This is a genomic window from Micromonospora maritima (genome assembly GCF_902825405.1).
In the GTDB taxonomy this organism is placed as follows: Bacteria; Actinomycetota; Actinomycetes; order Mycobacteriales; family Micromonosporaceae; genus Micromonospora; species Micromonospora maritima.
The window spans coordinates 1-1,262 of the sequence record NZ_CADEAU010000864.1; the positions used below are offsets into that span (position 1 = coordinate 1).

Annotated in this window: 1 protein-coding gene; it reads right to left on the reverse strand. The window is 73.9% G+C overall.

The window, feature by feature from the left end:
- The coding region (locus HUW36_RS33100; RefSeq protein ID WP_217428926.1) for an MFS transporter at nucleotides 1-1,143 on the reverse strand (1,143 nt) is incomplete at its 3' end.
- Nucleotides 1,144-1,262: the final 119 nt, after the last annotated feature.

Below are 1,262 nucleotides of genomic sequence, written 5' to 3' on the forward strand. Positions count from 1 at the left end.
CATGCCGCGCCCGGGCCCGGTGCCGACCAGCCCGGCGAGCGGGCCGCCCGGTCGGGCCAGCGGGGCGAGCACGTGCTCGGCCAGCGGGCCGGCGCTGAGGAACCCGGCCGGCACCATCAGCCAGGACAGCATCTGCGCCATGGCCAGCACCCGACCCTGGAGTTCCAGGCCCACCTTGGCCTGCACGATCGCCAGCCAGTGGGTGTTGACGAGCGCGGTGGCCAGGCCCATGCCGAACAGCCCCAGGGCGGGGAACAGCGGGTCCGGCCGCAACCCGACGGTGAGCAGCGAGACGCCGAGCAGCACGACGCTGGCCAGGATGCCGGTGGTGCGCCGGGCGGTGCCGCCCCAGACGCCCATCAGCACCGACCCGACCACCATGCCGACGCCGCTGGCGGCGAGCACCCGGCCGAGCACCGCCGGGTCGCCGAAGGAGAGCGTGAGCGGGGTGACCAGCACCTCGACCATGGCGAAGAAGTAGTTCAGCGACGCCACCAGGACGACCAGGGCGACCAGCCCGTGCCGGCGGACGATGAACCGCCAGCCGCCCAGCACCTCGCGGCGGAACGGCTCCTCCCGCCGGACGAAGAGCGTGTCGGGGAAGCGGACCGACAGCGTGACGGTCACCGCCACCACGAACGTGACCAGGTCGATCACCACGATGCCGCGCAGCCCGACGGCGAGCACCAGCGCGCCACCGACCAGCGGCGCCAGCACGGTGCTGGTGGCGGTGCCGAGCGAGACGATGCCGTTGGCCCGCCCGTAGTAGCGCTTGGGCACCAGCTGGGTGACGGCCGCCTGGTAGGCGGGTTGCTGGAACGCGGTGGCCACGGCGGTGACGGTGATCGCGGTGAGGATGTGCCAGAGGCGTAGCTGGCCGAACCAGAGCAGCAGCGCGAGACTCACCGTGCCGGTGGCGGCCAGGCAGTCGGCGAGCACCATGATTCTTCGGCGGTCCCACCTGTCGGCCAGCGCGCCGGCGATCGGGGAGAGCACCACGGCCGGCAACAGCGCCAGCACGGTGGCGGTGGCGAACAGCGACACCGACCCGGTCCGTTGGTAGACCCACAGGCCCATGCCGAACGCGGTCAGGCCGCTGCCGATCAGCGAGACCAGTTGGCCGATCGCGACCAGGTAGAACACCGCCAGGCTGGGGGTCGCCGTCCGCCGCGCCGGGACGTCCGTCGGGGCCGCGGCCCCCGGATCGGTCCGCGCCACCCCGGCCGACCGCGCCTTCCTGGGTACGCCGCCGGGCCGGGCCG